Source organism: Streptomyces sp. NPDC101165, assembly GCF_044768135.1.
Classification (GTDB): domain Bacteria; phylum Actinomycetota; class Actinomycetes; order Streptomycetales; family Streptomycetaceae; genus Streptomyces.
This window is the reverse complement of sequence record NZ_JBIWPG010000034.1, coordinates 1-25632: the sequence shown is the minus strand read 5'-3', so window position 1 is coordinate 25632 and position 25632 is coordinate 1. Positions and strand designations below refer to the sequence as shown.

24 protein-coding genes, 1 tRNA gene and 1 pseudogene are annotated in these 25632 nt (G+C 69.9%); 10 read left to right on the top strand and 16 right to left on the bottom strand.

What is annotated here, in order from left to right:
- Entirely contained in the window at positions 1–2262 is a 2262-nt protein-coding gene (locus tag ACIRVH_RS43690) for an MMPL family transporter (RefSeq protein ID WP_403965762.1), read from the bottom strand.
- A 175-nt stretch (positions 2263–2437) separates the two neighbouring features.
- Here ACIRVH_RS43690 and ACIRVH_RS43685 point away from each other — a divergent pair, with 175 nt between their 5' ends.
- From ACIRVH_RS43685 to ACIRVH_RS43675, 3 genes are all read left to right on the top strand, one after another.
- Positions 2438–3610: a sensor histidine kinase gene (locus tag ACIRVH_RS43685; protein ID WP_403965760.1), complete on the top strand. Its 1173-nt coding sequence runs from the start codon at positions 2438–2440 to the stop codon at positions 3608–3610.
- Positions 3585–4247: a response regulator gene (locus ACIRVH_RS43680; protein WP_403965758.1), complete on the top strand. Its 663-nt coding sequence runs from the start codon at positions 3585–3587 to the stop codon at positions 4245–4247. The genes ACIRVH_RS43685 and ACIRVH_RS43680 overlap by 26 nt, the downstream gene beginning before the upstream one ends.
- A 318-nt stretch (positions 4248–4565) precedes the next feature.
- Positions 4566–4832 (top strand): hypothetical protein, encoded by a 267-nt coding sequence (locus ACIRVH_RS43675; RefSeq protein ID WP_403965756.1) that lies wholly within the window; start codon positions 4566–4568, stop codon positions 4830–4832.
- Positions 4833–4895: 63 nt separating this feature from the next.
- On the opposite strand, the gene ACIRVH_RS43670 is transcribed toward ACIRVH_RS43675, so the two are convergent.
- From ACIRVH_RS43670 to ACIRVH_RS43660, 3 genes are all read right to left on the bottom strand, one after another.
- A tRNA-Met gene (locus tag ACIRVH_RS43670) sits at positions 4896–4969 on the bottom strand.
- A 14-nt stretch (positions 4970–4983) separates the two neighbouring features.
- Positions 4984–5106 (bottom strand): hypothetical protein, encoded by a 123-nt coding sequence (locus ACIRVH_RS43665; RefSeq protein ID WP_403965754.1) that lies wholly within the window; start codon positions 5104–5106, stop codon positions 4984–4986.
- 244 nt (positions 5107–5350) lie between these two features.
- Positions 5351–5653 carry a hypothetical protein gene (locus ACIRVH_RS43660; protein WP_403965752.1) on the bottom strand — a complete coding sequence of 101 codons (303 nt, stop codon included), beginning with the start codon at positions 5651–5653 and terminating at the stop codon, positions 5351–5353.
- Positions 5654–6054: 401 nt separating this feature from the next.
- On the opposite strand from ACIRVH_RS43660, the gene ACIRVH_RS43655 reads away from it, so the two are divergent.
- Positions 6055–6693: a hypothetical protein gene (locus ACIRVH_RS43655; protein WP_403965751.1), complete on the top strand. Its 639-nt coding sequence runs from the start codon at positions 6055–6057 to the stop codon at positions 6691–6693.
- 95 nt (positions 6694–6788) lie between these two features.
- Positions 6789–6983 carry a hypothetical protein gene (locus ACIRVH_RS43650; RefSeq protein WP_403965749.1) on the top strand — a complete coding sequence of 65 codons (195 nt, stop codon included), beginning with the start codon at positions 6789–6791 and terminating at the stop codon, positions 6981–6983.
- A 1085-nt stretch (positions 6984–8068) separates the two neighbouring features.
- Here ACIRVH_RS43650 and ACIRVH_RS43645 read toward each other — a convergent pair.
- Positions 8069–8785 (bottom strand): hypothetical protein, encoded by a 717-nt coding sequence (locus tag ACIRVH_RS43645; protein WP_403965747.1) that lies wholly within the window; start codon positions 8783–8785, stop codon positions 8069–8071.
- A 529-nt stretch (positions 8786–9314) separates the two neighbouring features.
- Between ACIRVH_RS43645 and ACIRVH_RS43640 the strand changes: the two genes are divergently transcribed.
- From ACIRVH_RS43640 to ACIRVH_RS43630, 3 genes are all read left to right on the top strand, one after another.
- Positions 9315–9773, top strand: a complete 459-nt coding sequence (locus ACIRVH_RS43640; protein ID WP_403965745.1) for a hypothetical protein — start codon at positions 9315–9317, stop codon at positions 9771–9773.
- Positions 9774–10733: 960 nt separating this feature from the next.
- Entirely contained in the window at positions 10734–11084 is a 351-nt protein-coding gene (locus tag ACIRVH_RS43635) for an antibiotic biosynthesis monooxygenase family protein (RefSeq protein WP_403965743.1), read from the top strand.
- Positions 11085–11224: 140 nt separating this feature from the next.
- Positions 11225–11611 (top strand): VOC family protein, encoded by a 387-nt coding sequence (locus tag ACIRVH_RS43630; RefSeq protein ID WP_403965741.1) that lies wholly within the window; start codon positions 11225–11227, stop codon positions 11609–11611.
- A 413-nt stretch (positions 11612–12024) separates the two neighbouring features.
- Here the strand turns inward: ACIRVH_RS43630 and ACIRVH_RS43625 are convergent, their stop codons facing one another.
- Complete coding sequence (locus ACIRVH_RS43625) at positions 12025–13680, bottom strand: IS1182 family transposase (RefSeq protein ID WP_403965924.1); 1656 nt, start codon at positions 13678–13680, stop codon at positions 12025–12027.
- A gap of 108 nt (positions 13681–13788) precedes the next feature.
- Complete coding sequence (locus tag ACIRVH_RS43620; RefSeq protein WP_403965739.1) at positions 13789–14592, bottom strand: SMP-30/gluconolactonase/LRE family protein; 804 nt, start codon at positions 14590–14592, stop codon at positions 13789–13791.
- A 539-nt stretch (positions 14593–15131) separates the two neighbouring features.
- Here ACIRVH_RS43620 and ACIRVH_RS43615 point away from each other — a divergent pair.
- Positions 15132–15659 (top strand): annotated as a pseudogene (locus ACIRVH_RS43615) (GDSL-type esterase/lipase family protein); the annotation flags it as partial.
- Between the two features lie 18 nt (positions 15660–15677).
- Here the strand turns inward: ACIRVH_RS43615 and ACIRVH_RS43610 are convergent.
- The 8 genes from ACIRVH_RS43610 to ACIRVH_RS43575 form a co-directional block, all read right to left on the bottom strand.
- Complete coding sequence (locus ACIRVH_RS43610) at positions 15678–18623, bottom strand: ATP-binding protein (protein ID WP_403965737.1); 2946 nt, start codon at positions 18621–18623, stop codon at positions 15678–15680.
- Between the two features lie 669 nt (positions 18624–19292).
- A complete protein-coding gene (locus tag ACIRVH_RS43605) occupies positions 19293–19721 on the bottom strand; it encodes a hypothetical protein (protein ID WP_403965735.1) in 429 nt (142 codons plus the stop codon).
- Between the two features lie 288 nt (positions 19722–20009).
- Entirely contained in the window at positions 20010–20135 is a 126-nt protein-coding gene (locus ACIRVH_RS43600) for a hypothetical protein (RefSeq protein WP_403965734.1), read from the bottom strand.
- A 96-nt stretch (positions 20136–20231) separates the two neighbouring features.
- A complete protein-coding gene (locus ACIRVH_RS43595) occupies positions 20232–20624 on the bottom strand; it encodes a helix-turn-helix domain-containing protein (RefSeq protein ID WP_403965732.1) in 393 nt (130 codons plus the stop codon).
- Positions 20625–21002: 378 nt separating this feature from the next.
- Positions 21003–21710 (bottom strand): VanZ family protein, encoded by a 708-nt coding sequence (locus ACIRVH_RS43590; protein ID WP_403965730.1) that lies wholly within the window; start codon positions 21708–21710, stop codon positions 21003–21005.
- Between the two features lie 46 nt (positions 21711–21756).
- The gene (locus ACIRVH_RS43585; RefSeq protein WP_403965728.1) at positions 21757–22500 is read right to left on the bottom strand and encodes a DUF3152 domain-containing protein; all 744 of its coding nucleotides are present in this window, start codon (positions 22498–22500) and stop codon (positions 21757–21759) included.
- A gap of 81 nt (positions 22501–22581) precedes the next feature.
- Positions 22582–23751, bottom strand: a complete 1170-nt coding sequence (locus tag ACIRVH_RS43580; protein WP_403965726.1) for an ATP-binding protein — start codon at positions 23749–23751, stop codon at positions 22582–22584.
- Entirely contained in the window at positions 23748–24404 is a 657-nt protein-coding gene (locus ACIRVH_RS43575; protein ID WP_403965724.1) for a response regulator transcription factor, read from the bottom strand. Before ACIRVH_RS43575 ends, ACIRVH_RS43580 begins: the two co-directional genes overlap by 4 nt.
- A 287-nt stretch (positions 24405–24691) precedes the next feature.
- Between ACIRVH_RS43575 and ACIRVH_RS43570 the strand changes: the two genes are divergently transcribed.
- Positions 24692–25129, top strand: a complete 438-nt coding sequence (locus tag ACIRVH_RS43570) for a hypothetical protein (protein ID WP_403965722.1) — start codon at positions 24692–24694, stop codon at positions 25127–25129.
- Here ACIRVH_RS43570 and ACIRVH_RS43565 read toward each other — a convergent pair.
- Positions 25124–25450 carry a hypothetical protein gene (locus ACIRVH_RS43565; RefSeq protein WP_403965721.1) on the bottom strand — a complete coding sequence of 109 codons (327 nt, stop codon included), beginning with the start codon at positions 25448–25450 and terminating at the stop codon, positions 25124–25126. The genes ACIRVH_RS43570 and ACIRVH_RS43565 overlap by 6 nt on opposite strands.
- Positions 25451–25632 lie beyond the last annotated feature (182 nt).

Here is a 25632-nt window from a genome sequence, read left to right as displayed (position 1 = left end):
TCAACGGTCAACCAGCCGTGGACGCGGGGCCTCTCCCGTGGATTCCGCGTCGGTGCCGACCGGGCCGCGGGGAAGCATCCGGTCTAGCCACTTCGGCAGCCACCAGTTGGTCCGGCCGAGGAGTGTCATGGTCGCCGGTACCAGCACCATGCGTACGACCGTGGCGTCTATGAAGATCGCGGTGGCCAGGCCGAGCCCGAACATCTTGGTGGAGGGGTCCTCGGCGACGGCGAAGGACAGGAAGACCGCCACCATGATGAGGGCGGCCGAGGTGATGATCCGGGCGGTGCGCGAGACGCCCTCAACGATCGCCGTGCCGTTGTCGCCGGTGCGCAGGTACTCCTCGCGTACGCGGGAGAGGAGGAACACCTCGTAGTCCATCGACAGGCCGAACAGGATGGCGAAGAGGAACATCGGGATGAACGACACGATCGGAACCGTCGCTTCCAGCCCGATGAGTGCGCCTCCCCAGCCCCACTGGAAGACCGCGACCATGATGCCGTAGGCCGCGCCGATGCTCAGCAGATTCAGCAGTACCGCCTTGAGCGGTACGACGACCGAGCGGAAGACCAGCATCAGCAGCAGGAACGACATCGCCAGCACGGCGGCGACCAACACCGGCAGACGTTCGCTGGTGCGTCGGCCCACATCGGACAGGCTCGCGGCGGCCCCGCCGACGTGCGCCCTGGCCGGGCCGTGCCCGATCGCCGCGGGCAGCACCTCGGCGCGCAGCCGGACGATGGTGTCGGCCGTGGCCTCGTCCTGAGGGCTGGTGGTCGGGAACACCACGAGGGTCGCGACGCCGGTGGCCCGATCGATGCGCGCCGGTGCGACGGACGCGATCCCCGGATCCGCCGCGACCCCCGCGACGAGACGGTCCACCACTCCCGGATCACCCGCGGGGTCCGCGGCGATGACGAGGGGACCGTTGGTGCCCGGGCCGAATCCCTCGGCGACGAGTTCGTAGGCCCGGCGCTCGGTACGGCTCTGCGGCAGTGAGCCGTCGTCGGGCAGGCCGACGCGCAGGCCGAGCACGGGCAGCGTCGCCGTCAGCAGCAGCGCCACGGCGCCGACCGCGTACAGCACCGGGTGCCGGCCGACGTGCCCGAGCCAGCGCCGCCACCCGACGGCGGGGACGGCACCCGCCGCCGTGTCCCGCCGTCGGCCGAGGCGGCCCGACCGCCCGGACCGAAGTGCCCGGCCGATCCGGCCGGCCTGGCCCAGCCGCGGGCCGGCCGCGCCGAGGAAGGCCGGCAGTAGCGTCACCGACGCGAGCACCATGGTCAGGACGACGATCGAGACTGCCAGGCCGCCCACCGTCATGAACGGCACGTTCGCGACCGCCATGCCGAGGATCGATACGACGACGGTGCCGCCGGCGAAGACCACGGGCCGCCCCGCCGTGGCCACCGCCCGTCCGGCTGCCTCGTGCGGATCGAGCCCGCGCGCGAGGTACTCCCGGTGTCTGGCGAGCACGAACAGCGCGTAGTCGATGCCCACTCCGAGCCCGACCATGCTGCCCAGGACCGGTGCGAAGGTGGGGACGTCCGTCACCCCCGCCAGTACCGTCATCGTGGCAACGCCGACGGTCAGCCCGAAGACCGCCATGCCGATCGGGAGCGCGGCGGCGACGAGCGAACCGAACGCCAGGAACAGGATCGCGGCGGCGGCAACGATCCCGATCAACTCGCTTGCGCCGCCGTCGGGGTCGGAGAAGGCGTAGAAGAGGCTCCCGCCCATCTCGATCCGCAGGGGCAGCTCGGCGCGCAGCCGGTCGCCGAGATCGACAAGGGCGTGCAGGTCCTCGGCCGACAGGCGGCTCTGGTCGAGGTACTGCACCCGGACGACCGCGATCCGTCCGTCGGCCGAGACAAGTCCGCCGCGCACGGCGGTGTCCCGGCCCGCGTCGAGTGCCCGCGCCGGGTCGCTCGTGCCGAGCACGTGCGGCAGCCGCTGCACCTCGGCCCGCAGCCGCGTGAGAGCGGTGCGCGCGCCGTCGTCGTCGAAGAACGTCGCACCGTCGTCGAGGGGGGTGACGACCACTTGGGCGGTCATCCCCTCCTGACCCGTGCCGGCCCGCTCGATCAGTTCCGCGGCCCGTTGGGAGTCCAGTCCCGGAGCGGTCATCGAGTCCGCGGTCCGCCCGCCGAAGGCGAGGGCGGCGAGGACGGCGAGCGTGGCGGCGAGCAGCCATGCCGCGATCACCCGCCAGGGATGGCGGGCGGCGCTTGTGCCCAGGCGCAACAGGGCTTTCGAGAGCATCGGGTCCTCCAACCACATCGGCGGCCGTCCTTGTACGGCCGCCGATGCCGAGGCTCGTCGCCACGGCGCTCCGCGGCATCGGCCCGCGGGCCGCGGATCCGTCGGCCCCGGGACGGAGTGACGACCCGTCCTTTCGGCCGATGCGCGGCACGCCGAGGTCCCTAGGCTGAGAACCGTGCTCCCAGACGACCTGCGAACCCTGTGGACCGAACCCCGGCCGCCCGACGTGCCCGCCCGCGTGCGGCGGGACTGGGTGCTGCTCGCCGCGGGCCTGGCCGGTGTGGCGCTGGAGGCCACCCTGCGCGAGAACGTCGTGTGGCGGCCGGTGGCGGTGGTGTTCGCCGTATGGCAATGCCTGCTGCCCCTGTGGCGCCGGACCCGCCCGCTGGCGGTGGTGACGCTGGCGTTCGGCTCGGTGGTCCTGCTTGCGGTGGCCTCGCTCGTCGCCGCACCGCGCGAGCCCGTCGGCCTGTACACCGGCATGGTCGTGCTCGTGCTGGTGTACGCGCTGCCCCGGTGGGGATCGGGACGCGAGATCGTGCTGGGCGGCGCGGTGATCAGCGCGGCCGGCGCGCTGTGTGTCGTCATGGACGAGACCCCGGTCGTCGAGAAGGTCGTGGGCTTCGTCTTCCTGCTGCTGCCCGGCGTGGTCGGGGCTGCCGTGCGGCTCTGGGTGACCGCTCGCGATCGGCAGTTGGAGCAGGTGCGCTCCCGCGAGCGCGAGCAGCTCGCCCGGGAACTGCACGACACGGTGGCCCACCACGTGTCGGCCATGGTGATCATCGCCCAGGCGGGCCGGGTGCTCGCGGGCACCGATCCGTCCGCCGCCGTCGAGGCGCTGGAGGGGGTCGAGGAGGAAGGGGCGCGCACGCTGGAGGAAATGCGGGCCATGGTCGCCGCGCTGCGCGACCGCGGGGTCGGCGCCGAGCTGGCGCCGCCTGCCGGTGTCGCGGATCTGGAGCGCCTGGTGCGCGCGCCGGGTGGTCGTCTCAGGGTCGACCTGGGGCTCGACGGCGAACTGGACGCGCTGCCCCCGGCCGTGGACGCGGCCGTCTACCGGATCGTGCAGGAGTCGGTGACCAACGCGCTGCGCCATGCGGTCGACGCGACCGAGCTCGTCGTCCGGGTCGCCGCGGAACCGCACACGGTACGGGTGAGCGTGCGCGACGACGGCCGGCGCACCGGCCGGGGTCGCGACGGATACGGACTTACCGGACTGCGCGAGCGCGCGATCCTGCTCGGCGGCACACTACGAGCCGGCCCGGGTACCGACCGGGGCTGGCATGTCGACGCCGAACTGCCGAGAGCGAGGAGCGAGAGCGGTGTCCATTCGCGTCCTCGTCGCTGACGACCAGACGATCATCCGCACCGGGTTGCGGATCATGCTGAACGCCCAGCCCGGCATCGAGGTGGTCGGCGAGGCCGCCGACGGGCTGGAAGCGGTACGTCTGGCCCGCGAACTACGCCCCGATGTCTGCCTGTTCGACATCCGCATGCCCGTACTCGACGGGCTCGAGGCCACCCGGCTGGTCGCCGGCCCGGGCGTCGCCGACCCGCTGGCCGTGGTCGTCATCACCACGTTCGACCTCGACGAGTACGTCTATGGCGCGCTGCGTGCCGGCGCCCGCGGATTCCTCCTCAAGGACACGGGACCGGACCTTCTGGCCCAGGCCGTACGGTCGGCGTCCGGCGGTGAGGCGCTCATCGCGCCCAGCGTCACCGTCCGTCTGCTCCAGGCATTCGCGGACCTGCCCGCCGGCCGGCCCGTGGCCCAGCCGGTCTCCCCCGTCACCGCCCGCGAGGAGCAGGTGCTCCTCGCCGTCGCTCGCGGGCTGACCAACACCGAGATCGCCGATGCACTGCACATCAGCCTCAGCACGGTGAAGACGCATCTGGCCAGCCTGATGGCCAAACTCGGCGTCCGCAACCGGGTCGAGATCGCGATGTGGGCCTACGAAACGCGCCGTATCCTCCCCGGAACCTGAGCCGGGTGCCGGGCCATGTCCCATGAGTCCCCGCCCGGATATCAGTGCACCGGTCGGCTCACGTCGGCTCCACGTGCCTCACCCGCCCCAGAGCGTGACGTACCAGGAGGCCGGAACTGGGACGGTGAGACACCCGATACGACAAGACTCCCGACAGCTACCTCGCCAGTCTCCACCTGCACGCCTCGATGATCTGGATCAAAGACCTCACCAGGACCACCCGATGATCACGACTCGATACGCGCCCTAGACGGGGCTGTCAGTACCTGATGGCAGGATCGACCGGGCGATCCGTTCACGGACAGGGGGGAAGTCGTGATGAGTACGTTCGAGTGGCCGCGCGATGCGAGCTGCGAGGACTCCGCGGCCTTGGAGCAGTGGCTCGGCGAGCACGGGTGGGAGGTTGATCCGACGGTGTTCATGGCTGGTGCGCGGGGTCCGGCTGTCCAGGTCCGCCGGATCGGCGGGGCGTGGCAGGACGGGGAGTTGGGGCTGCTGATCCTGCCCGGTGAGGTGGCGGAGTACGACGGCGGCCGGATGCGAATCGCCACCCGGCCAGCCGCGGCAGCCTTGCCCGCCTCGTAGGCTCAGCGCCCCACATGCTTCCGGCCCCCTTGACGTTGGTGTCGAGGGGACCGGTGTTGTTAGTAGCGGGGACAGGATTTGAACCTGCGACCTCTGGGTTATGAGCCCAGCGAGCTACCGAGCTGCTCCACCCCGCGTCGGTACCCCCAGCTTACGGCATACGCGTGAGCTGGGCGGCCACCACCCGAGTGGGCCGGGGAAGCGGGGCGCGCCAGCCGGACAGCTGCCCGGGCACGGTGGCCAGGGCGGTGCCGTCGCGTGAGGTTGGTGCCACGGTTGGCTTCGTACGCGAGAACGGGAGTCGTCTGTCGGCGGCCTCGGGAGTCGCTGCGTAGCCTCGTCGCTTGATCAATGTCAATGAGTTCGGGAGTCACCCACGGCCCGGTGGACGGTTGTAAGCCCATCCATCGGCGAATTTCCCCTGAGTTGCCTCCGTTGCCGTTCTTCCTCAGCGCTGCGGTCGCCGAGTACGGCCTGGTCGATGTGAGGGGGCGATGGCGGGGAGGACGGTACTGCTGTCAGAGCAGCTTCTGCGGTGCCTGGAACTGGTCGACGGGCGCGATGTTGCACGCGGCCTTGGGCCCGCCGAGCCCGTGCCCCCCGATGCCCTCGCCCTCAGGCAGCGGTACCGCGCAGCGGAGGTCGGCGTTGACGAACGGAGCGCCATAGGTGTTGAGGATGCCGCTTGGTTCGCCTGCGATGACGGTGTCGCCGTTGCCGGTTCCGAAGCCCGTGGCCGATGCGGGTGCGGCGACGGCCATCGTGGCGGCAATCGTGAAAGCCGCGCCGGCCAGAACCTTCGTGATGTTCATCTTCTTCATGATCAGTTCAACGCGACGCTTTGGTTGCAGTTACGTGTGCTGGAGCAGCCGTCATCGGCGAGCGCCGCCAGGGTGGTCGGAACGGGGAGGCGGCGGGGTGCCAGAGCCCGAAGTCGTGAACATCGACCTGGCCGACGACGAGGTGACTCCCGCACTCATCGACAAACGACATCGCAACCCGCGTACAAAGCCACACGGTCGCGATTCCGGCCGCAGCAACGCTTTGCAACCACGGTCTCCTCGGGCGGAGATGAATCGATGATGTACGGATGACCTACATAGCTCCCCCCGACTGGCCGCCACCGAATGGGTGGCCGCCACCGTCCGACGACTGGACACCGCCGAGGGGTTGGAGGCCGGACGCGCGCCGACCCGTCCGTATTCCGCCGGACGGACACGGCGTGCTGCTGCCCATGTCGCCCGACGCTGAGGTGCCCTCCGCGCTCGAACCACCGGCCGACGCCCTGGATGCGCGCCACCGGGTCGTGGTGCGGATGCTGGCGCTGTGGGCGCGATCCGTCCAGCGCGACGCCCACAGCTACTACCAAGCCGCGAGCAAGGCCGTATGGACAGACCGGGCGATCGACCACGGCGAAGAATGGTCACCCACTGAGGATGACCTGGCACGGGTGATCGAGGACGTCTGGGTCCGTGGCTACCGGCTCGTCATGTCGGCCTACCAGATGGAGCGCTGGTCGCAGGCCCACCAGCAGATCACCGGCGGCAGCGAGCAGTCGGACGATCGCCTGAGGGCGCTGCGCAACACCATCGAGCACCTGGACGAGGCGTCCTTCACCGACCTCGTTGCGCGGAAGGGCACGCTCGACCCGAAGAAAAAGAGGAAGAATTGGTCCATCGACGAGCTGCCCGGCAAGGAGCTCTTCCTCGGGTTCGATGCCGGCTTTACCGAGGCCGCGTTCGGCCTGGTCAACCTGCGGGATGTGACGACGCGGGCGCGCCTGTACGCCCAGCTTGATACGCCCGACGAACCGTCGTCAGACGACTGGTTGCCCGAGTCGTACGACCCAGAAGACGACTGAACCGCCACTGCGCAGCGGGGTGTTGCGTGGGAGCGGGTCCAGCCTGCCGGGCTAGCGTGACTCCACACCTAGCCCACGAGGACCGTGCGGATCTCATGGATGACGTCGTACAGCTGTTGGGCGGCTGCGCTGCCGGGGGCGCCGAGGTCCTCGCGGGCGGCGTCCAGCAGGACCGTCAGGTGCTGGCCGCGGATCCGACCGGTGGCGGTGCGCCCTGCCTGGGTGAGCGAGGCGTGGAGCTGCTGGCGGTAGGCGCCGGGCTGGACTTGAGCGAGCCGTCGGCGCCGTAGGTCGATCCGGCCGGCCGGTGGGGCTCACCGCCAGCAGGACTCGATCCTCGTCGTCGAAACGCTCGACAGCAAGGGCGCTGCCGTTCCAGCGCCCCCATCGCAGCGGGGAGCCTTCCTGTCCTTCGCCGATGCTCAGGCCCATCTGGCTGGGCTCCGGGTGCGGCACGTGGACAGAACCCGCTGCCGCCGTGTCCGTCCGGGTCCGTGCGAGCACCGTGCCGTCCACGGCGCTGATGACCAGCCACTCCTCCGCTCCGCGGCCAGGCTGCTCCTGCGCCAGCGGACCGTGTACGTGAGCCCACACCAGTGCCCCGTCTACGGAGAAGCGACCGAGCCACTGCTCGCGTATCGATGGTCACGGTCCTCGCCGTACTCGCTGAAGTCCGCGTGCCCCGCGCAGCCCGCCCAGCACCGATGCCGCAGCTCCCACCGCACGCTCCCCGCCTGATCGACTGCCTGCAGGGCGTGCAGTCCCGCGAAGACAGCCAGCTCTCCGGCGGGCGACACCGCGCACCGGCCGAACCGGCGCGGCCAGGCGCCGGAAAGCGGACCGCCGAGGCCGCAGCCGGCGTCTTGAGCTCCTGCACGATCAGCTCCGTGTCCCCTCGCTGTACGAGCAGCCGCGTTGCGGGCCGCCACTCCAGCTGCGGGGCGTCGTCGACTCTCGAAAAGGCCAGCGGGGCGGCGATCGTGGTCACGAGTCGAGCAAGCTGCGGCACGAGTACTCCGAAGGACGGGGATTCTTGGCGGGACCCTACGACAGCCACTGACAGAACCGACGCGAGGGGTGCTCTCCTCCGCAACGATCACAGTGCGCGGCCCCGGAGAACACCGGGACGAGCACGTTCATTCATCCGTACCCTGTTGAGCACATTCCGGCCTACGCCGACATGGCGCTCCGGGACTGCGGCACAGCGCTGCGACCGCAGACAGGCGGCTGAGGAACAACGAACCGATGGCCGGCGGCCCCGTTCCGTGAAGAATGAGGCCACTGCCCGCGCCACCAGCCCGACGTAGCCGCAGCTCAGCGGTGCTGAGCAGCCTTCAGTGGAAAGACCTCACGGCTGCCCCGGCCCGGCGACCCGTCAGATCCCCAGCGCCGCGCGCACCATGCTCCACGCCACGCGCTCGGCCGCCTCCTCCTCGTCCTCGTCCACCTTGACGCTCTCCCAGCCCGCGGCGTACCGCAGCACGTTGGACAACGTCTCGTGGTCGGCAGCGCCGCTCGGGCCCTCGAAGGGAGAGTGCAGGACCGGAGACAGGGACTGCCGCACCCAGTCGGCGACGGTCGTCTCGTCCCCCTCGGGCATCCACGGGTAGTAGGGCACCCGCCCAATTTCGCCCAGCGCCTCCGTGAGCACCTCGAACTCCGGGCCGGGACGCGGGCCGGCCGCTCGGTCGAGTGCGTCGACGAACGCGGCGAGCAGCGCGAGGTCCGCGTCGGCCACCTCAATGGTCGTCAGATGCACCACGCTCCCACCATCGGGCCCGACCAGCAGCAGCACGTTCGGCGTGGGCGGGTACTCCTCCACCATCCCTTCCGCGAACTCCTCCGTCCCCTCGGGCAGCGCGTCGCACACCCGCCAGTACGCCTCTTGGACGTCCTCGATCGGCGCGCCGGGGATCGGCACCCCCTCGAGACCCATGACATCCATCAGCTCCCCCGCATGGTCCAGGACCAGAACCCTCCGGAGCCTCAGGAGCTGCCCGGCCAGTTCGAACAGGCCGGCCAGGGCGTCCTGCGGGAGCGGCAGCAGCATGGTGCGGTTGGAGCGCGACGGCGGCACCTGTTGGCCGCCCATGTCTGACTCCGTACAGCAGCGCGCCCCACGCCCACGCCGCTCTGAAGGCAGGCTGATTCAGGTGCACGATGCGTCGAAGGACGGCTTGGCCTACCAACGAGGACTCCGGCGTGAGCGGAAAACCCCTTCAGCGGTCGGCGGTCGTGGCCGCCTACCTGGCAGCATACCGGCCCGCTGGCCGCACGAAAGGTCAGATGGCGACCTTGGACCGCTGCGGCTCCGGGTTTGCGGAGCGCTACACGCCACCTGGCCGTGGTCCCACGAGCACACCCTCTGAACCGTTGTGCACGGTCTGGATGGTGTGCCTCAGCCGCGCGGCATCCCGATCCCAACCAAGGAAGCGGGTGGACGAGTCGGGTCTTGGCTCCCAACTGACTGGTCCCGGAGGAGGGCCTCGCCGCCGCCCGCGCCTGCGGACGCCCCAGCGTCGCCACAGCAGACAGAGCAACTGCCGAGCACTGACGAGTAGTGCCGGCGCATGGTCTGACTGGCAGTCTGGTCTTCGGCACACCCCAACCGAGAGGAACCCATGAAACTGAAACAACTCGCCGCCACAGCAGGAGCAGCCCTGCTGACCGCGCTGGCACTGCCGGCAGACGCCCACGCCACCGCCATTGCCTGCGGAGGCGCCGTCTCGACCCAGAACATCGGCGTACAGGGCTGTATCTCCGCCGAACGGTGGAAGGACGGCCACGTCTTCATGCGGAACATCACCGCCCACGCCGTCATCACCAACTCCCGCGCCCACGCCTCCTACGTCGACTACGAAGCGTATTTCCGGATCCGCGAAGGCGGCCACTGGGTCAAGCTCGGCAACGGCCGCACGATCGTCCAGCGCAGGTCCACGATCGGCCCGTTCGAGATCGGCAACACCGACCGCGTTTGCGGCCCCGTCAACGCCACCGCCGAAATCCGGGTGCATGTCAGGCCGGCCGGCGGGGCGTGGAGCAACTGGAGCGGAGCCGCGACGAAGCAGTGCCAGACGTGAGCTAAGTACGACGACCACTCCGCCTCCCGGAGTTGGAGGACGGGGGCGTCCGTGGAACGAGACCTTCCCCACCCACCGCCATCACTCTCCGTCCATCGCATCTGACGCGAGAATTTCGCATCAGATGCGACCCGGGAGCGTCTTCGCAGTTCAATCGCTCGATGGAGTGAGACTCGCAGACGTTCAACGACGAGACCGCTACCGTACTTCCGAGGTCAACATCCCTGGTGACGCCGCTTCTGTGCGGCCCAGAGCCCTCCTCCAGGGCGGGTGTCACCTATTCGCATCAGATGCAATTGGCGTCGGTCGGAACATCGGTACAGCCGTTGGAGGTGAGAACGATCACGGGCCGGGTGGCGCGAGTGTGCTGACCTGGTTCTCGCCGGGCACGAAGTAGTCGGTCATACCGACGGCGAGGGCTTTACCGCTTCCAAACAGCCCCGGTACGCCGTCGATCGGTTCACCCGTGCGAGAGCCCTGCTGCCCGGGATGCCGCTGGTCAGCACCCGCAGCACCTCTTCGTGTGACTCTCGGGGAAGAGACACAGGGCCAGGGCGCAGTACACGACCAGCCGTGCCGGGCGCGTATCGGGTCGTGATCAATGAGCATCGCAGCTTCCGGGGCTGGTGCCCGTCTAGGGTACGGACCGGCGATCTGCGGCTGCGCCCCTGCGGATTGACGGAATCTCACTTCAGCCCGTGTTGGCCGCCAGCCCGCGCCCCTCAGGTGCCGATGTCATCCCCAGGTCTGACACGGCTCTCGCGCGGTCCGACCGAAGTCGCCCATCGGAAAGGGAACTGTGGCTGACTTCACGACCTGCTTACGCCGGGACGATGGAACGGTCCCCAGAAGGCGGTACCCCTACGGACAAACGAGCGTCGTGAGCGTCGCCGGATCCAGTACGGCGGTGTCCGGCCTCGGTGCCGGGGGGGCAACCGATACCGAGAGGAAGTACCGAAGATGGCCAAGCTGCAGAGCCTGGATGCGATGACGCCGATGTTCGCGCAGTTCAAGGAGAAGACCGGGCCCATCGTCCTGGCCAATACCTTCTTCGTTCCGAGGGAGAGGACGGAAGCGTTCCTGGCCCTCTTTCGGAGGCAGGCCGAGTTCATGAAGGCTCAGCCGGGATTCGTCTCCCTGCAGATGCACAAGGGAACGGCGGGCAGTCAGCTTCTGATGAACGTCGCGGTCTGGGAGTCGACCGAGGCTCTCGCCACGGCGTTCGCCAGCCCGGAGTTCCAGCGCATGGCGGCCGAGTTCCCCGACGACATCGTGTCGTACCCGCACATCTTCGAGCAGATCGACGTATGACACGGCAGCTGTAGCCGGGGAGGGCGGCCGGAGACGCCCTGCCCGCCCCCGGGCAGTCACGCATCCATGCACCATGCGGGGTCGCCAGGGCCGCCGAGCACCCCCACCACGCGTAGCCCCATCCCCGAAGAGGAGTCTCTATGGCCGTGGAACTGAATCACACCATTGTCCCCGCCCGTGACCCACAAGCCTCGGCGCAGTTCCTGGCCGAAATCCTCGGCCTGAGTGTCGATCCGCCGGTGGCGCACTTCACGCCGGTCACGCTGGCCAACCAGGTCAGCCTGGACTACGACCAGCTGGACGACTTTGAGCCGCACCACTACGCGTTCATGGTCAGCGAGCAGGAGTTCGACGCCGCCCTCGCCCGCATCCAGCACGGTGGAATCACCCACTACGGCGATCCCGCATGCCAAGAGGTTGGGCAGATTTATCACAGCCAGCACACCAAAGGCCGCAGGGGCACTTACTTCCTCGACCCCAACGGACATCTCATGGAAATCCTCACCCCGGGCGGCGCCGGGGCGTGAGGCCGATGGCGGCCCAGCGGATCATGGCTTCGCTGGTGGCGGGATCACGTTCGTAGTCGCGGGCGAGGCGGCGATGCGCGGTCAGCCGCATCAGCCGTCCGTTCCACGACCCATCTGCAGGGCAGCACTGCGAAGCACTTCTGGTCTGCGGGTTTACAGACGACGCTGACGGTCGTCCCGAGGGTCTGAACAGCTCAGTCGACCAGACGTCCGGCAAAATCGGCATCGGCGAAGACGAACCGGCAGGCCGCGCGGTAAGAGACGCCCCAAGTAAGGCGATCCTGGCGCCCTGCCGGGCGGTAGGCGACCTGCCGCCCGCCAAGGCCCACGCTCCCTTGAATACCCGGCAACAAGACCTTGCTCAAACACGCTCTAGTTCCAATGCCGTGACTCTGTTGGTGATGTTGGGCAGGTCATGCGGTGGCTGAGCACAGAGTGCGGAAGTGCGTGGCCCGGCGTCGTGTTCTGGGTGCGGTGTCGATCCAGTCGGCGACGCGGGCGACGTTGCAGGCCATCGCGGTGAGGACGTGTTGGACGTGGGTACGGGCCAGGCCGCGGTAGCGGGAACGTCGCAGCCCGTGGACCCGGACGTTCTGCGAGAGGGCGGCCTCGATGCCAGCGCGGATCGCGTAACGGCCCTGCCATTCCTCGGTCTGCTGATCGAGCCGGTTTTGCGTCTGGACCTCATGCAGCGGCCGGGGCAGCACTGCTACTGAGCGGGGCCGGGTCGCGGAGGACGTGCACCGTGTGCGGTCCGGGCAGGACCGGCAGTCCGCCTCGGCGAACCGGGCCTGCAGATAGGTGTTCGCTTTGATCCTCAGCTCGGTCCAGGACACACTCATTGCCCCACGTGGGCAGATCGCCTGCTCGTTGTCCCAGTCGATGGTGAAGGCCGCCTTGCCGAAGCCCGATGCGGCCTTGGCCTGGCTGCTGTGGTCGGCGACGACCGGGCCGAGCAGAGTGATGCCGTGCACCCGCTGCGCCCGCTCGATGCGTGCCGGGGAGATGTAGCCGGAATCGACGACATGCTCAGCGGGCAGCAACTGCCGCTCGGCGAGCTCGTCGTGGATGGTGTCGGTCATCTGGATGTCCTGGACGGTGGAGATGGTGGTGGCGACATGGACCACCAGCTCGGGGCGCTCTTCGTCGCAGGTTTCCGTGAAATGCGTCCGATATCCGCTCCATGCGGTGTCCCGTTTGACGCAGTAGTGTGCGTCGGTGTCGTAGGGGGAGTCGAACCGCAGCGAGGCGGGCGGCAGCGCGTGACCGTCCCGCCAGCGCAGTAATCCGTCCACGTCCCAGTAGTAGTGGTGGACCCAGACCTGGCGGAGGATCTCCACCTGTGGCAGCAGCCGCAGGTGGGGTGGGGCGCCGGCGGCCCAGGCTGTGGTGAGGATCTTCTGGCCGTCTCTGCCGAATTCCTCGGCCCGTGCGGTCACGGCCGCCTTCCCGCCCGGCAGCTTGCCGATCTCCACTCGGCGTCCATACCGCTTGGCCCACTCCGGCTCGATCAGCGGCGCCAGCCAGGCGGGGGCGGCCTCGGCCAGCTCCTCCAGGGCTGCACGCAGCGTCTCTCCGACCAGCTCCAGGCGGCTGAGGGTCCGCACCGCGGCCAGCACGTGGGTGGCGTCGGTGCGTTGCCGCCCCCCGGCCTTGAGCAGGCCGGCCTCCCTCAGCCGGTCCAGCATCACCTGCAGCAGCCGGTCGGCAGCGCCGTCCTGTTCGGCCAGCCGGGCCCGGAACTCGCACAGGACCGAGTGATCGAACCCCGGATCCTCCAGCTCAAGTCCCAGGGCGTACTTCCGGTCGATCCGGGTGCGGACCGCGTCCGCCGCAGCCCGGTCGGACAGGTTCTCCGCGAACTGCAGCACCGACACCAGCGCAAGCTGCCCCGGCGACAATCCCGGCCTGCCGTCATCCGGGTACAGGCCGGCAAACTCCTCGTCCTCGAACAGGACATCCAGCCGGTCCCGGATGAGCATGGCCGGGGTGCCCTTGGGACACGCCGCCCGCGCTGTTCGCACCGTCCGTGCCGGGATTCGCTGGTGACTCTCCGGCCGCAGCGACACCGCGACCACATCCACCGACGACGCCACCCCGCACACTCCCAGCCAAGCACCGCACACAGCCAGTCGTCAGCGGCTTACCAACATCACCAACAGAGTCCGGCATTGGCTCTAGCCGACCCTTACCTTGAGGATGCGGCCCGACGCTTCGACGACGAACAGGTCGTGCCGTGGGTCGTTGCCGCCGAACCCGCGGGCGATCCGGACGCTGGTGGGCGTCCGCAGGCCGTCCACCAGGACACAGGACCGGCCGGTCGCCGGGTCCACCTGGATCAGCTGGCCGTCGCGGAAGCTCGCTACGACCAGGTTGCCGCCGAAGTAGGTGAGGTCGTCAAGGAGCTTGATGTCCAAGGGGTTCGGGCTGAGGTTGGTGATCGTGGTGTGGTTCGCCGGGTCGTCGAGAGGGATCCGTACGACCGGGGACGAGGTGTTGGTGATGACGCTCGCGTACAACTGATCGCCGACGATCTCAAGGCCGTTGGTGCCGAAAATTTTCGCCTTCTTCGTCCACTCCTCGTCCTCGGTGCCGTCCGGCCGGAACTTGAGGATGCCGGTGGCCAGCTCGCGGCTGACGTAGAAGTTGCCGTGGACGTCGATGGCCAGGCCGTTGATACCCGATATCCCCTCCACGACCTTCTGGGGCTCCGGGTGGGCGGCGCTCGGGTCGAACCGCATGATGCCGCCGCGCGGCGTCAGCGGATTCACACCGAAGTTGACGTACATCATCCCGTCCGGCCCGCGCCGGATGCCGCCCGGACCGGGTACGGAGAAGCTGGTCTTCAGGGTCCCGTCAGGGGCGTAGCCCTCGACCCTGTGCTTGGTCACATGCGAGACCCAGAGCGTGCCGCGCCCGTCGAACTCCAGGTTCTCCCGCCAGTCCACCAGCGGTATGCCGCCCTCCCTGAACACCTCCACGCTCGCACGCCCTGGACACGGAGCCGGGGCGGCGGCATCCGGTGCACCGGATGTCGCCGTCGCTATCCTCGACCCGCCAACCACCAGCGCGGCCACCAGACTTCCCATGACTGCCACTCGATGTACTCGACGTATGCGCATGCCGTCCGTTGTACAGGTCCACTCCTGCTGTCAATAGTCACTTGTCTGCCAACAGCCCGCATCCGCCGCGTCGCTCCGTATTCCCCTGACGGGCGGACTCGGCGATCAGACCTTCCAGGGTGAAGACACCGGCGTCCCTCCAGACCCGGGGCAGTCGTTCAAGCCCAGTCCTGGCCCAGAGCACCCAGCGCCCCTCAACGCGCGACGGCGAAGGGCGCCACCGGACACGAACTCCGCCGGCGCCCTTCGCCGTCCCACGTCCCCTCCCCCGCGCGCCCTCCCGGCCACCACGGCCAGGAGGGTGCTCCCCTTATCGCGTGATCGGAGATCCCGATGGACCCCCAGCACACCCGGTACGGCATGCCCGAGTCAGAGGTCGCGGCTGAAGCCCGCCGCCTGCTCGACGACTGGGCGGGGCCGGTACGGCCGTGCAGGGCGTGGCCGACGAGGGCATCTCCGGCAACAAGGTGCTCGCGGACGGTGCCGGGCAGAGCGCCCTCCACCGGCTGGACCGGGACGTCCTCGCCCTGCCCGGCATACGCACCGTCTTCCTCTTCGAGGGGGTGAACGACCTCAAGGCCCACACCGGCGTCACCGCGGCCGACCTGATCGCCGGATACCGGGAGATCCTCCGGCGGGCGCACGCGGCCGGAAAGTGCGTGGTGGGCGCGACCGTCGGCCCGTTCGAGGGCTGGGCCGAATGGGACCCGGCCGCCGAGGCCGTACGCGAGGACGTCAACCGGTTCATCCGCACCAGCGAAGAGTTCGACGCAGTCACCGACTTCGACCGCATTCTGCGCAGCCCGTACGTCCGCGAACGGATCCTGCCCTTCTTCGACAACGGCGACCATCTACACCCCAACGACAAGGGCATGCAGGCCCTGGCCGACTCCGTCGCCCCGGGCGGCCTCGACTGCACCCGCTGACAGCCGGGGCCGGCCGGGTCACCCCGAACCGGTCGGCTCCGGTGCGATCAGCCCCTGGCGGTAGGCGATCGCCACCGCCTCCGTGCGGCTCGCGGCGCCCAGCTTGGCGAGAATGTTGGAGACGTGCACGCTGGCGGTCTTCCCGGTGATGAACAGCTCCTCGCCGATCTGCCGGTTGCTGCGCCCGCGCGCGAGCAGCCGCAGCACGTCCTGCTCCCGCGCGGTGAGCGCTGCGGCGCGGTTCTCGCCGGGTGAAGGGAGCGCGCGTATCAGCTGGTCGACGCGCTCCAGGAGGGGTACGGCACCGAGCGCGGCCGCCGTCCGCCGGGCCTCCCGCGCACACTCCACCGCTTCCGGGCTACGGCCGGCCGCCATCAGGGCCTGCGCATGGCGCAGCCGGCACCGGGCCTGCTCGTAGCTGTCGCCGTACGCGAACGCGGCGACCGCCTTCTCCCAGGCCGCCGGATCCGGCCCCGACACGGCGGAGGCCCACTCCGCCTCGGCGCGGGCCAGCCACGCCTGCCCCTCCGGCCCCTGGGGACGGCCCTCCTCGTCCCGCCCGGCCGAGCCACGCGCCTGCTCCAGCAGCTCGGTCGCGGTGTCCGTCCAGCGGCGCAGCTCCCGCTCGTCCCCGCCACGGCGCAGCTCGGCGGCGCGATCGGCGACGGCCGCGAGGCAGAGGGCGGCGAGCCGGACCACCACGTCGGGCTGCCGCCCCGAGTCGTCGCCGAGCGCCGTCAGCGCCGCCCGCATCCGCTCCACGGCCGCCTCCGGGTCGCCGCGCAGCGCTGCGGCGTCGGTGAGGACGATGTCGGCGACCAGCGTGCCCATCCAGTTGAACGGGCCGTCCAACAGGGCGTGCGCCCGCTCGACTGCTCCGAGATCCCCGCGTGCCACGGCCACGTACAGCGCGGGCCCCGCCGCGAAGGCGCCCGTGGCGGGCAGCAGCGCCTCGGCGTCGACCGCCGCCCGCAGGCAGTCGTCCCAGCGGCCGAGCGTGTACATCGCCAGCAGCTGCAGATACCGCATCGCCAGCGGATGGGGCGAGGAGAGCAGGCCGGCCCGGCGGGCTCGCTCCAGCGCCTCGGCCAGCAGCGGCAGACAGGCCTCGAGATCGCCTGCCTCGAAGCGGCTCATGGCCTGGCTGTACAGCGCGCGCATCTCCACGGGGCCGCCGTGCCCGGCCCAGCGTGCCAGCTCCTGGGCCCGCCGCAGCCTCTCCTGGCCCTGCGCCGAGCGTCGGCCGCCTCCTTCGATGTTGGCCAGGGAGATCAGCAGATCGGCCTGGGCGTCGGCCATGCCCAGCTCCTCCGCGACCCCCAGGGCGCGCCGGGCGATGGTCAGGGCCGTCTCGTCCTCACCGAGGTGACGGGCCGCCATGACATGCGTGGCCGCCGCCCACACCCAGGTCCGCGACGGCGGCTCGGCCGGGATCAGCGCCAGCGCCTCGCTGCTGTACCGGAAGGCGGCCTGCAGCTGGTCCACGGTGAGCAGGTTCCCGGCGAGGGTGTAGCGGATCCGGGCGGCGAGCGCGGAGTCGGCGTCCTGGCCGACCTCGGCGAGCGCGGCCCGGGTGAGGGAGACCGCACGGTGGGATTTCCCGGCGTGCGCGGCCGCGGCAGAGGCGCGCAGCGTCAGCGTGACCGGGTCGACCCCGTCGGCGCCGGGCCGTGCCTCGGCCGGCACCGAGGACCACAGGTCCAGGGCGGTCTCCAGGTGCCGCAGTTCCTCGGCCGGGGCGCCCAGCCGCTGGGCGTGGTCGGCCGCCTCCAGGGAGGCGGTCAGCGCCTCGGGCAGGGCGTGGCTCTCGCGGTAATGGTGGGCGCGCTCGGCGGCGGTCTCCGCGATGTGTCCGCGCGCGGCGAGCAGGCGGGCGTAGGCGCCGTGCAGCCGGGACCGCTCGCCGGGCAGCAGGTCGGCGTAGACCGCCTCGCGTGTGAGGGCGTGCCGGAAGGCGTATGTGTCGCCGTCCCCGGGGACGAGCAGCTGCCGTCCGACGGCCTCGCGCAACGCCGACTCCAGCTCGTCCTCGGGCAGCCCGGCGGCCTCCCGCAGCAGATCGTGCCCGACCCGGCGGCCGGCCACCGCGGCCGTCCGCAGCACCTGCTGGGCCGTCTCCGACACCTGCTCGACCCGGATCAGCAGGAGGTCGGCCAGCGCGCTGGGCACGCCGTCGGCGTCCGCACCGGCCGCCGCGACCAGCTCCTCCGCGTAGAAGGCGTTGCCCTCGGCACGCGTGACGATGCCGCGCACGGTGGCCTCGGGCAGCGGGCGCTCGGGTAGCGCCCGCACCAGCCGGGCGACCTCCGCGTCGGGCAGCGGCCGCAGTTCCAGGCGCTCCACGGCTGGAAGTCGCACCAGCTCGGCGAGCAGGGGGCGCAGGGGATGGCGCCGGTGCAGATCGTCGGCGCGGTAGGAGGCGAGCACCGCGAGCCGCCGGCCGGGCCCGGGCCGGTGCAACACGCCTCGGCTTAGCAGGAAGCGCAGCAGGTCGCGGGAGGACTGGTCGGCCCAGTGCAGGTCCTCCAGGACGAGCAGCAGCGGTGCGGCGGCGGCCAGCTCGGCAAGCAGTCCGGCGACGTCCTCGAACAGCCTGAGTCGACCGCCCGGGTCCCGTGCCGGGTCCGCTCCCGCGCCCAGCAGCCGGTCCGCCGCGGGGTGCGCGGCCAGCACGGCCGCGTACCGCTCGTCGGCGGCGAGCACACCGAGGATCTCGGTGAACGGCAGATACGGCAGACCGACGTCACCGAGGTCCACACAGTGCCCGGTGACCACGGTTGTGCCGGCCCGCGCCGCCCGCCCGGCGACCTCGTCCAGCAGCCGGGTCTTGCCGACGCCCGCGTCCCCGGCGATCAGCACCGCCCGCGCCGCACCGCTCCGGGCATGCTCCAGTACGCCCGTGAGCCGGGCCAGTTCCCCGTCCCGGCCGATCAACGGTGGTGTGATGAAGGCGGTCTGTGACACGGCCCCATCCTGACACGCGGCACCGACAACGTCCGCGTGCCTGACCTGCGGGCGGGCGTGGACTGTGCGTCGGACATGTCGTAGTGGGGACATTGTGCTGTCACAGCCAGTGATTGTGCCCCTCCCGCCAGCCCCGGGCGGTGGCCTTCTGCCATGAACGCCAACTTGCTCACTCCCAGAGATGGGAGGGGCTGAGTGAGCGGATGAATAGATGATCAACGACCTTTGTCACGTCCTGCAGTCGGTCCCATGGGACTCGCTGGCTCAGGCAATGGCTCCGGTTCTCGCGACATGGCTGCAACGCAAGAAATCTTCTGGCGTTCAGATCGTTGAGGTCAGGTGCTCCAAAGGGCGAGGAGGATGAGGGCCATTGCCCCCACGACCATCGGCATCGATGAAGAGGCGGGACTCGATCGAAGCTCGCTTCCTGCCCAGCTCACTAGGGCGTTGAGTTGCGGCACAGAGTCCCGGAGGTCACCTCCGGGACCTACTTCTTCGAGGCTCAACGGATCCTCGGACGAGCCCCCCGCTGGCCAACGCCAGCCCGACACCTCAAGCGTGGTGCACAAGCCGGTGCCCGGGCACATCAGGCCCGCGACATCACGAGTTCAAGTTCAGTAGCTGGCCTCTGAGCGTCCCAGTTGGCTGGCCCAACGAACCCGTTGCTGGTCAGCAGTTGATTGGGGGGTTACCGGAAGCGACTCGGCAGAAGTCCGACCCGAGTCCGCCGTCAACGGTGCCGACGTTCGGGCCGACGAAGATGAAGTCGCCGTCGGCGCCGCCGAGGATCCTGCCGGTCGCCGTGGTACCGGCGTTGGCCGTGATGGAGTCGCCGTCGGCGCCGCCGTCGACGGTGCCGGCAACGATGCCGTTGATGGCAATGTAGTCGCTCCCGCCCAAGCCGTCGACGCTATCGCCCACGGCAAGGGCGCCGCAGCTGATGTAGTCGGGGCCAGCAGTACCAGTGACGGTCGTACCGGACACAGGAAGGCCGTTGACCGTACATGAAGTCAGGGCTTGTGCAGGCGTCGCGGTCAGGGCGAGGGGAGCGGCCACCAGAGTGGCGGCGCAGAGCATACGCATCGCGTGTCTGATCATGTAATGAGTGGTTCATGATGACTTCATGATCGCAATTCTGCGCCATCGGTGACTCTACCGTCCGGGGCAGTTTGCCGCCCGGACGGGCCACCGAGGCTGACGGTCGGATGATCGGGTTTACAGCTGGTGTCCGAGGCAGGAGTCCGGGGCCCATCCCGCAGGTTCCCAACCTGGGAACCTGCGGAACCACCCACACGACGACGGCGACGTACGGAAGTCCACCCGGGCACCTCACGCCCCAGCCCGGGAAGTCCACCCGACGCGGGCCACGTTTCCGCAGGTCGACGGTCATGCCCGTGCGGCGCAGGCGGCCGGGGGCCGGGTGCGGCGACCATCGGGCTTCCGGCCGACCAGGTGGGCGACGGCGTCGACCTCGCTCTCCTTGTAGGCGGTGCGGACGCCGGATACGGACATGCCGCTGGCCTCAGCGAGGGGTTCGAGCTTGTAGGGGCGATCCCGTGGAACTCGCGTCCATAGGCGAGGAGTTGGCGGATCTCCGCCTCGGCGGCCTCAGCCGTCCAGCGGGCGTCCCTGCTCCTCGCCGACGGCAGACACCGCAACGGACTGCGCCCATGGAGGACGGCCACCCGGCGCCACACCGCGTTGATCCGAGCCGCGCCGCGCACTTGAGGCACATCGAGGAAGCCACTCACCGCCGACAGCCACCAGCCGACGCCTCAGCTCCGAGACATTGCCCCCCACCTCACCCAGCAGCTCCCACACCTCATCCGACACCGCGTATCCCTGCCGGACCGGCGCCTCCGCCCGCGCGGTCGCCTTCGCCTTCGCCTGCTCCAGCCAGCGCCAGACCGTATGCTCCGAAACACCCACCGTCTCAGCGACCGCACGCACATGCCGCGCCGACAGCTCCCCCGCCTGCTGCCGCTCCAGCAGGCGACGCACCACCAACGCCCTCGGCAGCACAGCCCCCCGGACGGCTCCTACACCCTGATCCACCCCACCAACACACCGACCCGGCCCACCCCACCGCATCGGAACTCACGAACCTGAGACAGCATCACCGACCATCAGATAATGCCCCACGACAGCGATCCCAGCCATCAGGCTCTCGCCTTATGACAGTGCCAGCCCTCCCTTCAACACCCCACTGACCAGCACCAATAAACCAACCACCCGACGACCAACACCGACTCTCATCACCACCGACCCCAAGCCGAGAGGCCGCACCAAGGGCGACTTCGGCAGCCATGGGCTGGCCGCAACACGGGCTGAGAACCTGATGTGACGCCGGTGAACCCGCGTGCCCCGTAGAACGCCCACTCAGACGTCTTCCGGCCAGGGCCCCCTCCGTGGTGTCAGCAGCTCGGGCCGGGCTGATCCGGCTCCGGTCGGCGGTGTCGGCACTGGTAGCCGGTGGTGCTCGGGGAGGGCGGGAACCAGACGCTTTGCCCGGGGAGCCGACACCGTCCGGCTCTTGCGACCGCCACCGGCCGACGGCAGGAGGAGCCTGACCAGCACGGACAGTACGGACAGTACGGAGAACGCGGTCAGCCCGAGGACGAGGCCGAGGAGGTTGCTCGCGATGTCCTGGGCGTCGGGGGCGCGCAGCAACCACGGTGCGGCGTGTTGAACGGTCTCGATGCCGAAGGGGAGCACGGCCGCGCCTGCGGCGAGCACGAGGGCGCGTGTCCAGGGGCGGATCCGGGTGATGACAGCGCCCAGGGGGACGAACAGCGCGACATTCAGGCTTTCCTGATTGGCGGTGGCCAGTTCGGCCGGGCGCGGAATGTGCCAGTTCGTCGCCCAGTCCGGCTCCGCGTAACGGACGCTGTCCAGGTACTGGTCGCGGAGATCCGGAAGCAGGGTGAGCGTGATGATTCCGCCCAGCGAGAGCACCAGGAAGAAGGCGGTGAGAGGAGTGCTGCCCAGCCGTCGGCCGAGGCTGCGGCGGCAGAGCAGTCCGGCGATGACGGAAACCAGCGTTCCGGGCCAGAACAGAGGCGTGGCCTGGAGAACTGCGTCGATCATGAAGGGTCCTTGAGGGTGGACGGAGGGCTGTCCGGGTCCGTACGGCTCACGGGGCGGCGGGGCCTTCGACGGGGCGGCCCGCGGTGTCGAACGGCCAGGCGTTGGGCCTGCAGCCGTGGAGCCCCTTGATCTGCTGCATCATCACGGGAGCGGGCCTGCCCGGCCCAGGGCAGCGCTGATGGCCCCGGCCGAGCCGGTGGCCCACTTCGTGGTTGATGATCAGCGCGTGATAGACGGCCGGCCGGCCACGGTAAAAGGGGCTCAGCAGCAACCATCGCTTGAGGTTGACCACGACGTCGCTGCCGCCTTGGCAGTTGACCTCGCCTCCGGTGTCCAGTCCGAACCGGGCGCAGAGCCGGTCCGTGGTGCCGGGGGAGGCAAGGTGCACCACGAAGTCGTACGGCGCACGGCCGACGCGTTGGAACGCAGCACCGCCGGCGGTCCAGCTCCGCCGGTCGGCCAGGATGCGGTCGACTTCGGCGGCGAAAGCCTGCGGATCCTGGCCGATGCCGTCCTCGACGTCCACTCCGTAGCGCAGGGGCCGGCCGTGGCCGGACACGGCGGAGTCGCCGGTCGCCGGCGTGAACCTGCCCGTGCCCTGGCGCGGCACGGCCCCCCGTCCACCGGGTGGCGCACCGGCATCCCGGCCGGCGGGCGATGCCGCTGCCGCCTCACCGCTGTCTTGGCGCCAGGCCGCCGCGCACAGGCCGGCGACGAGCGCTCCCAGCAGGGCGATGGACACAGCCAGGACGGGCCACGGGCGCTTGTCGGGTTTGCGATGGTGCCTCATGAGGCCATTGCACAGACCTCGTTGTGAACCGGTGGTGAGCGTGCGCGCTCACGCTCCGCTCACATCCGCCGTCGTCGTCGCTCACATCGCCGTCGTCGGCCGGTTCTTGCGATGGGGTGCGGGCGGCAGGGTGACGCACACGGACAGACCGCCGCCCCGGCGCGGTACGGCCGTCACATCACCCTGGTGTGCGTGTGCCACGGCCCGCACGATGGACAGCCCGAGCCCGCTGCCGCGTGCCGATCCGACCCGGTCGGTGAGCCGGCGGAAGGGCTCGAAGAGCACCGGTATCTCGTGCGCGGAGATCACCGCGCCGGTGTTGTGCACCTCGACCTGCGAGCCCTGCGGGCCGGACCTGGTGACGATCTCGAGTCGGCCGCCGGGCTTGTTGTGACGCACCGCGTTGTCCACCAGATTCCGGATCAACTGTTCCAGGAGGATCGGGTCGCCGCTGGCGGGCGCCGGTTCCAGCCGCTGCTCGATCGACATCTCTTCGCGTTCCGCCTCGGGCTCGGCCGCCGTGACGGCCGTGGCGCACAGGTCCGCCAGGTCCAGAGGCACGCGGTCGGTCAGGGTGTCCTCGGCGCGGGCGAGCGTGAGCAGGGCGTCGATGAGGCGCTCGTGACGGGCGTTGACGGCGAGAAGATTGGCACCGAGCTGCCGGGTCTCCGGCGGGGCGTCGGGCCGGTTCAGTGCCACCTCCACGAGGGTCCGGTTGATCACCAACGGCGTTTTCAGTTCGTGCGCGGCATTCGCGATGAAGCGCTCCTGGCCCGCGAAGGCGCTGTCGAGCCGGTCGAGCATCTGGTCGAAGGCGTCGGCCAGCCGTTTGACCTCGCCCGGAGGGAGGTCGAGGGCGATGCGGCGGTGCAGCGTCCGCCCGGCGATGCGTTCGGCGGTGGCGGTGATCTGGTTGAGCGGGCGCAGCAGGCGTCCGGCGACCAGCCATCCGGCCGTGGTGGCGAGCAGGCCGACCGCAAGAACGGTCAGACCGCCCTTGGTCAGCAGGTTGCTGCGCATCGAGTCGACGATGACGCTCTTGGTCGCCTCGTCACTGTCGGTGGCATGGTCGGGAGAAAAGACGATGCCCAGGCTGTACTGGATGCTGTTGCGCACCAGGATGACGGCACCGGCCAGCACGGCGGCGGCCGCGCCGAAGAAGAGCAGACCGAACACCACGGTCAGGCGCAGCCTGAGGCTCCCGCGCCATGATGACGTGCCGGGCGCGGGACGGTGCGTGCGTGCGCTCATCGGACGCGGTATCCCACGCCGGTGACGGTCTCCAGGATCTGGGGCTCACCGAGCTTGCGGCGCAGCCCGCGGACGGTGACCCGGACGATCGTGGTGAAGGGGTCCATGTTCTCGTCCCAGACGCGCTCCAGCAGTGCCTCCGCCGACACCGGCGCCCCTTCTGCCCGCAGCAGTTCCTCCAGCACCGCGAATTCCTTCCGGGACAGGGCCACATAGCGGCCGTCGCGGTACGTTTCCCGCAGGTGGGGGTCGAGACGGATGCCGGAGCGCTCCAGCACCGGTGGTGTCGCGGGCCGGGCCCGACGGCCGAGCGCGCGGATGCGGGCGACGAGTTCGGCGAAGGCGAACGGCTTGGTGAGGTAGTCGTCGGCGCCGATGCTCAGCCCGGCAACCTTCTCGGCCAGCGTCGTCGACACGGTCAGCATCAGGATGCGGACGTCGGCCCCCGAGTCCACCGTGCGCCGGCACACCTCGTCGCCGTGCAGCCTCGGCAGGTCGCGGTCGAGCACCATCACGTCGTAGGTGTTGACCGCGAGGCGCTCCAGGGCGGCTTCCCCGTCGTGCGCGATGTCCACGGCGAACGCCTCCTGCCGCAGTCCCTCCGCCATCGCGTCGGCGAGCATTTTCTCGTCCTCCACAACCAGAAGGCGCATGCCGTTCCCCGTTCTCGCTCGTCCTGATGCGGTGCTGTGTTCGTGGTGCTCGCGGGCACACCGCTCGTGCTGGAGAAGACGGGTCCGGCGGAGCACGCGTTCACGCTCCTGGCTCATCGAGTGATGCACCGTTCACCCGATGCGCTGCCCCCGGGCCATCGGTCGCATCGCCAATTCGCGGTGGTCGCCCAACCGAACTCCGGCATCGTGGGGATTCTCGTCCGAGCCGTCTGTACCGCGGCCCGCGTTCAGGGATCAGCTCCGATCATGAACGGTGGCCTCCGACAGTGCGGCTGATATCCGCCTGCTCGGCCGCCTCGCCGCCGGCCGACCGCGCGTCCGCGGGGCCGGGGGACGCCGGCCAACAGGCCAAGGCCATCGACCGCGGCGCCCGCCCGGGCATCGACATCCACGTCATGCAACGCGTCACCGAGGGCATCAGCCAGCAGGTCCTGGGAGTTTTGCGTGCTCCTCATGCGTTGGCATGGCGGGACCTCGCCGTCGGCCGCCAGACTGTGTCGGCCGGTCTGCCGAGGGGAGACGAGGAGCGCATGGGAACCCACGGCGTGGTCATCGGACGGGAGCGGGAGCTGACTTCCCTCACGGCGTTCCTGATTGCGCGGGACGGCGGAGCGCTGGTGCTCCAGGGCGAGGCCGGGATCGGCAAGAGCGTGCTGCTGGACGTGGTGAGCCGGCAAGCGACAGGACCGCCAGACGTGTCATGACGCCTCCCGGATCGCAGTCCATCCGGCCTTGTTGAACGCCTCGTCGCCCGGTGCCACCATCTGCGGCTTCGCCTTCCCCTGGGCCTCCTGAATGGCGCGGGAAGTCACGCTCATCGACAGTTTCCAGTCGCCGTCCTCGCAATGGGCCCCTACCAGGTCCTGGGTGTAAGCGACCTCCTCCTTGGCCGTCTCGCCGGCCTTCCGCGTCACCCGAGACAGCAGCCACAAACTGACCTCGTCGTCCGAGGCTTTGATGACCTTGAAGCCGATCACCGTGTTGCGGAAGTAGGCACCGGGCGGCAGATCACTGCCCGGTGCCACACCGAACTTGCGGTGCAGCTCCTTGTCGCTCTGGTTGGCGGCCAGCTCGACCTTCTCCGCGTTGTCCTTGGTCCGCGCATCCCTGGCGCCCTAGGTGTATTGACCCGCAGGGTTGTTCACACGGCTGATGGGTGGCCGGCCGCCCAGTGCGGTGTGGCAGCGGTGGTGGTTGTAGGTGTGGA

Coding starts and splice junctions, on each gene's coding strand:
- ACIRVH_RS43580 (WP_403965726.1), bottom strand. CDS start 23,751: ATGAGCGCACGCACGCACCGTCCCGCGCCCGGCACGTCATCATGGCGC.
- ACIRVH_RS43585 (WP_403965728.1), bottom strand. CDS start 22,500: ATGAGGCACCATCGCAAACCCGACAAGCGCCCGTGGCCCGTCCTGGCT.
- ACIRVH_RS43635 (WP_403965743.1), top strand. CDS start 10,734: ATGGCCAAGCTGCAGAGCCTGGATGCGATGACGCCGATGTTCGCGCAG.
- ACIRVH_RS43630 (WP_403965741.1), top strand. CDS start 11,225: ATGGCCGTGGAACTGAATCACACCATTGTCCCCGCCCGTGACCCACAA.
- ACIRVH_RS43575 (WP_403965724.1), bottom strand. CDS start 24,404: ATGCGCCTTCTGGTTGTGGAGGACGAGAAAATGCTCGCCGACGCGATG.
- ACIRVH_RS43590 (WP_403965730.1), bottom strand. CDS start 21,710: ATGATCGACGCAGTTCTCCAGGCCACGCCTCTGTTCTGGCCCGGAACG.
- ACIRVH_RS43690 (WP_403965762.1), bottom strand. CDS start 2,262: ATGCTCTCGAAAGCCCTGTTGCGCCTGGGCACAAGCGCCGCCCGCCAT.
- ACIRVH_RS43645 (WP_403965747.1), bottom strand. CDS start 8,785: ATGGGCGGCCAACAGGTGCCGCCGTCGCGCTCCAACCGCACCATGCTG.
- ACIRVH_RS43650 (WP_403965749.1), top strand. CDS start 6,789: ATGGATGACGTCGTACAGCTGTTGGGCGGCTGCGCTGCCGGGGGCGCC.
- ACIRVH_RS43600 (WP_403965734.1), bottom strand. CDS start 20,135: ATGTCCGTATCCGGCGTCCGCACCGCCTACAAGGAGAGCGAGGTCGAC.
- ACIRVH_RS43605 (WP_403965735.1), bottom strand. CDS start 19,721: ATGATCAGACACGCGATGCGTATGCTCTGCGCCGCCACTCTGGTGGCC.
- ACIRVH_RS43660 (WP_403965752.1), bottom strand. CDS start 5,653: ATGAAGAAGATGAACATCACGAAGGTTCTGGCCGGCGCGGCTTTCACG.
- ACIRVH_RS43675 (WP_403965756.1), top strand. CDS start 4,566: ATGAGTACGTTCGAGTGGCCGCGCGATGCGAGCTGCGAGGACTCCGCG.
- ACIRVH_RS43640 (WP_403965745.1), top strand. CDS start 9,315: ATGAAACTGAAACAACTCGCCGCCACAGCAGGAGCAGCCCTGCTGACC.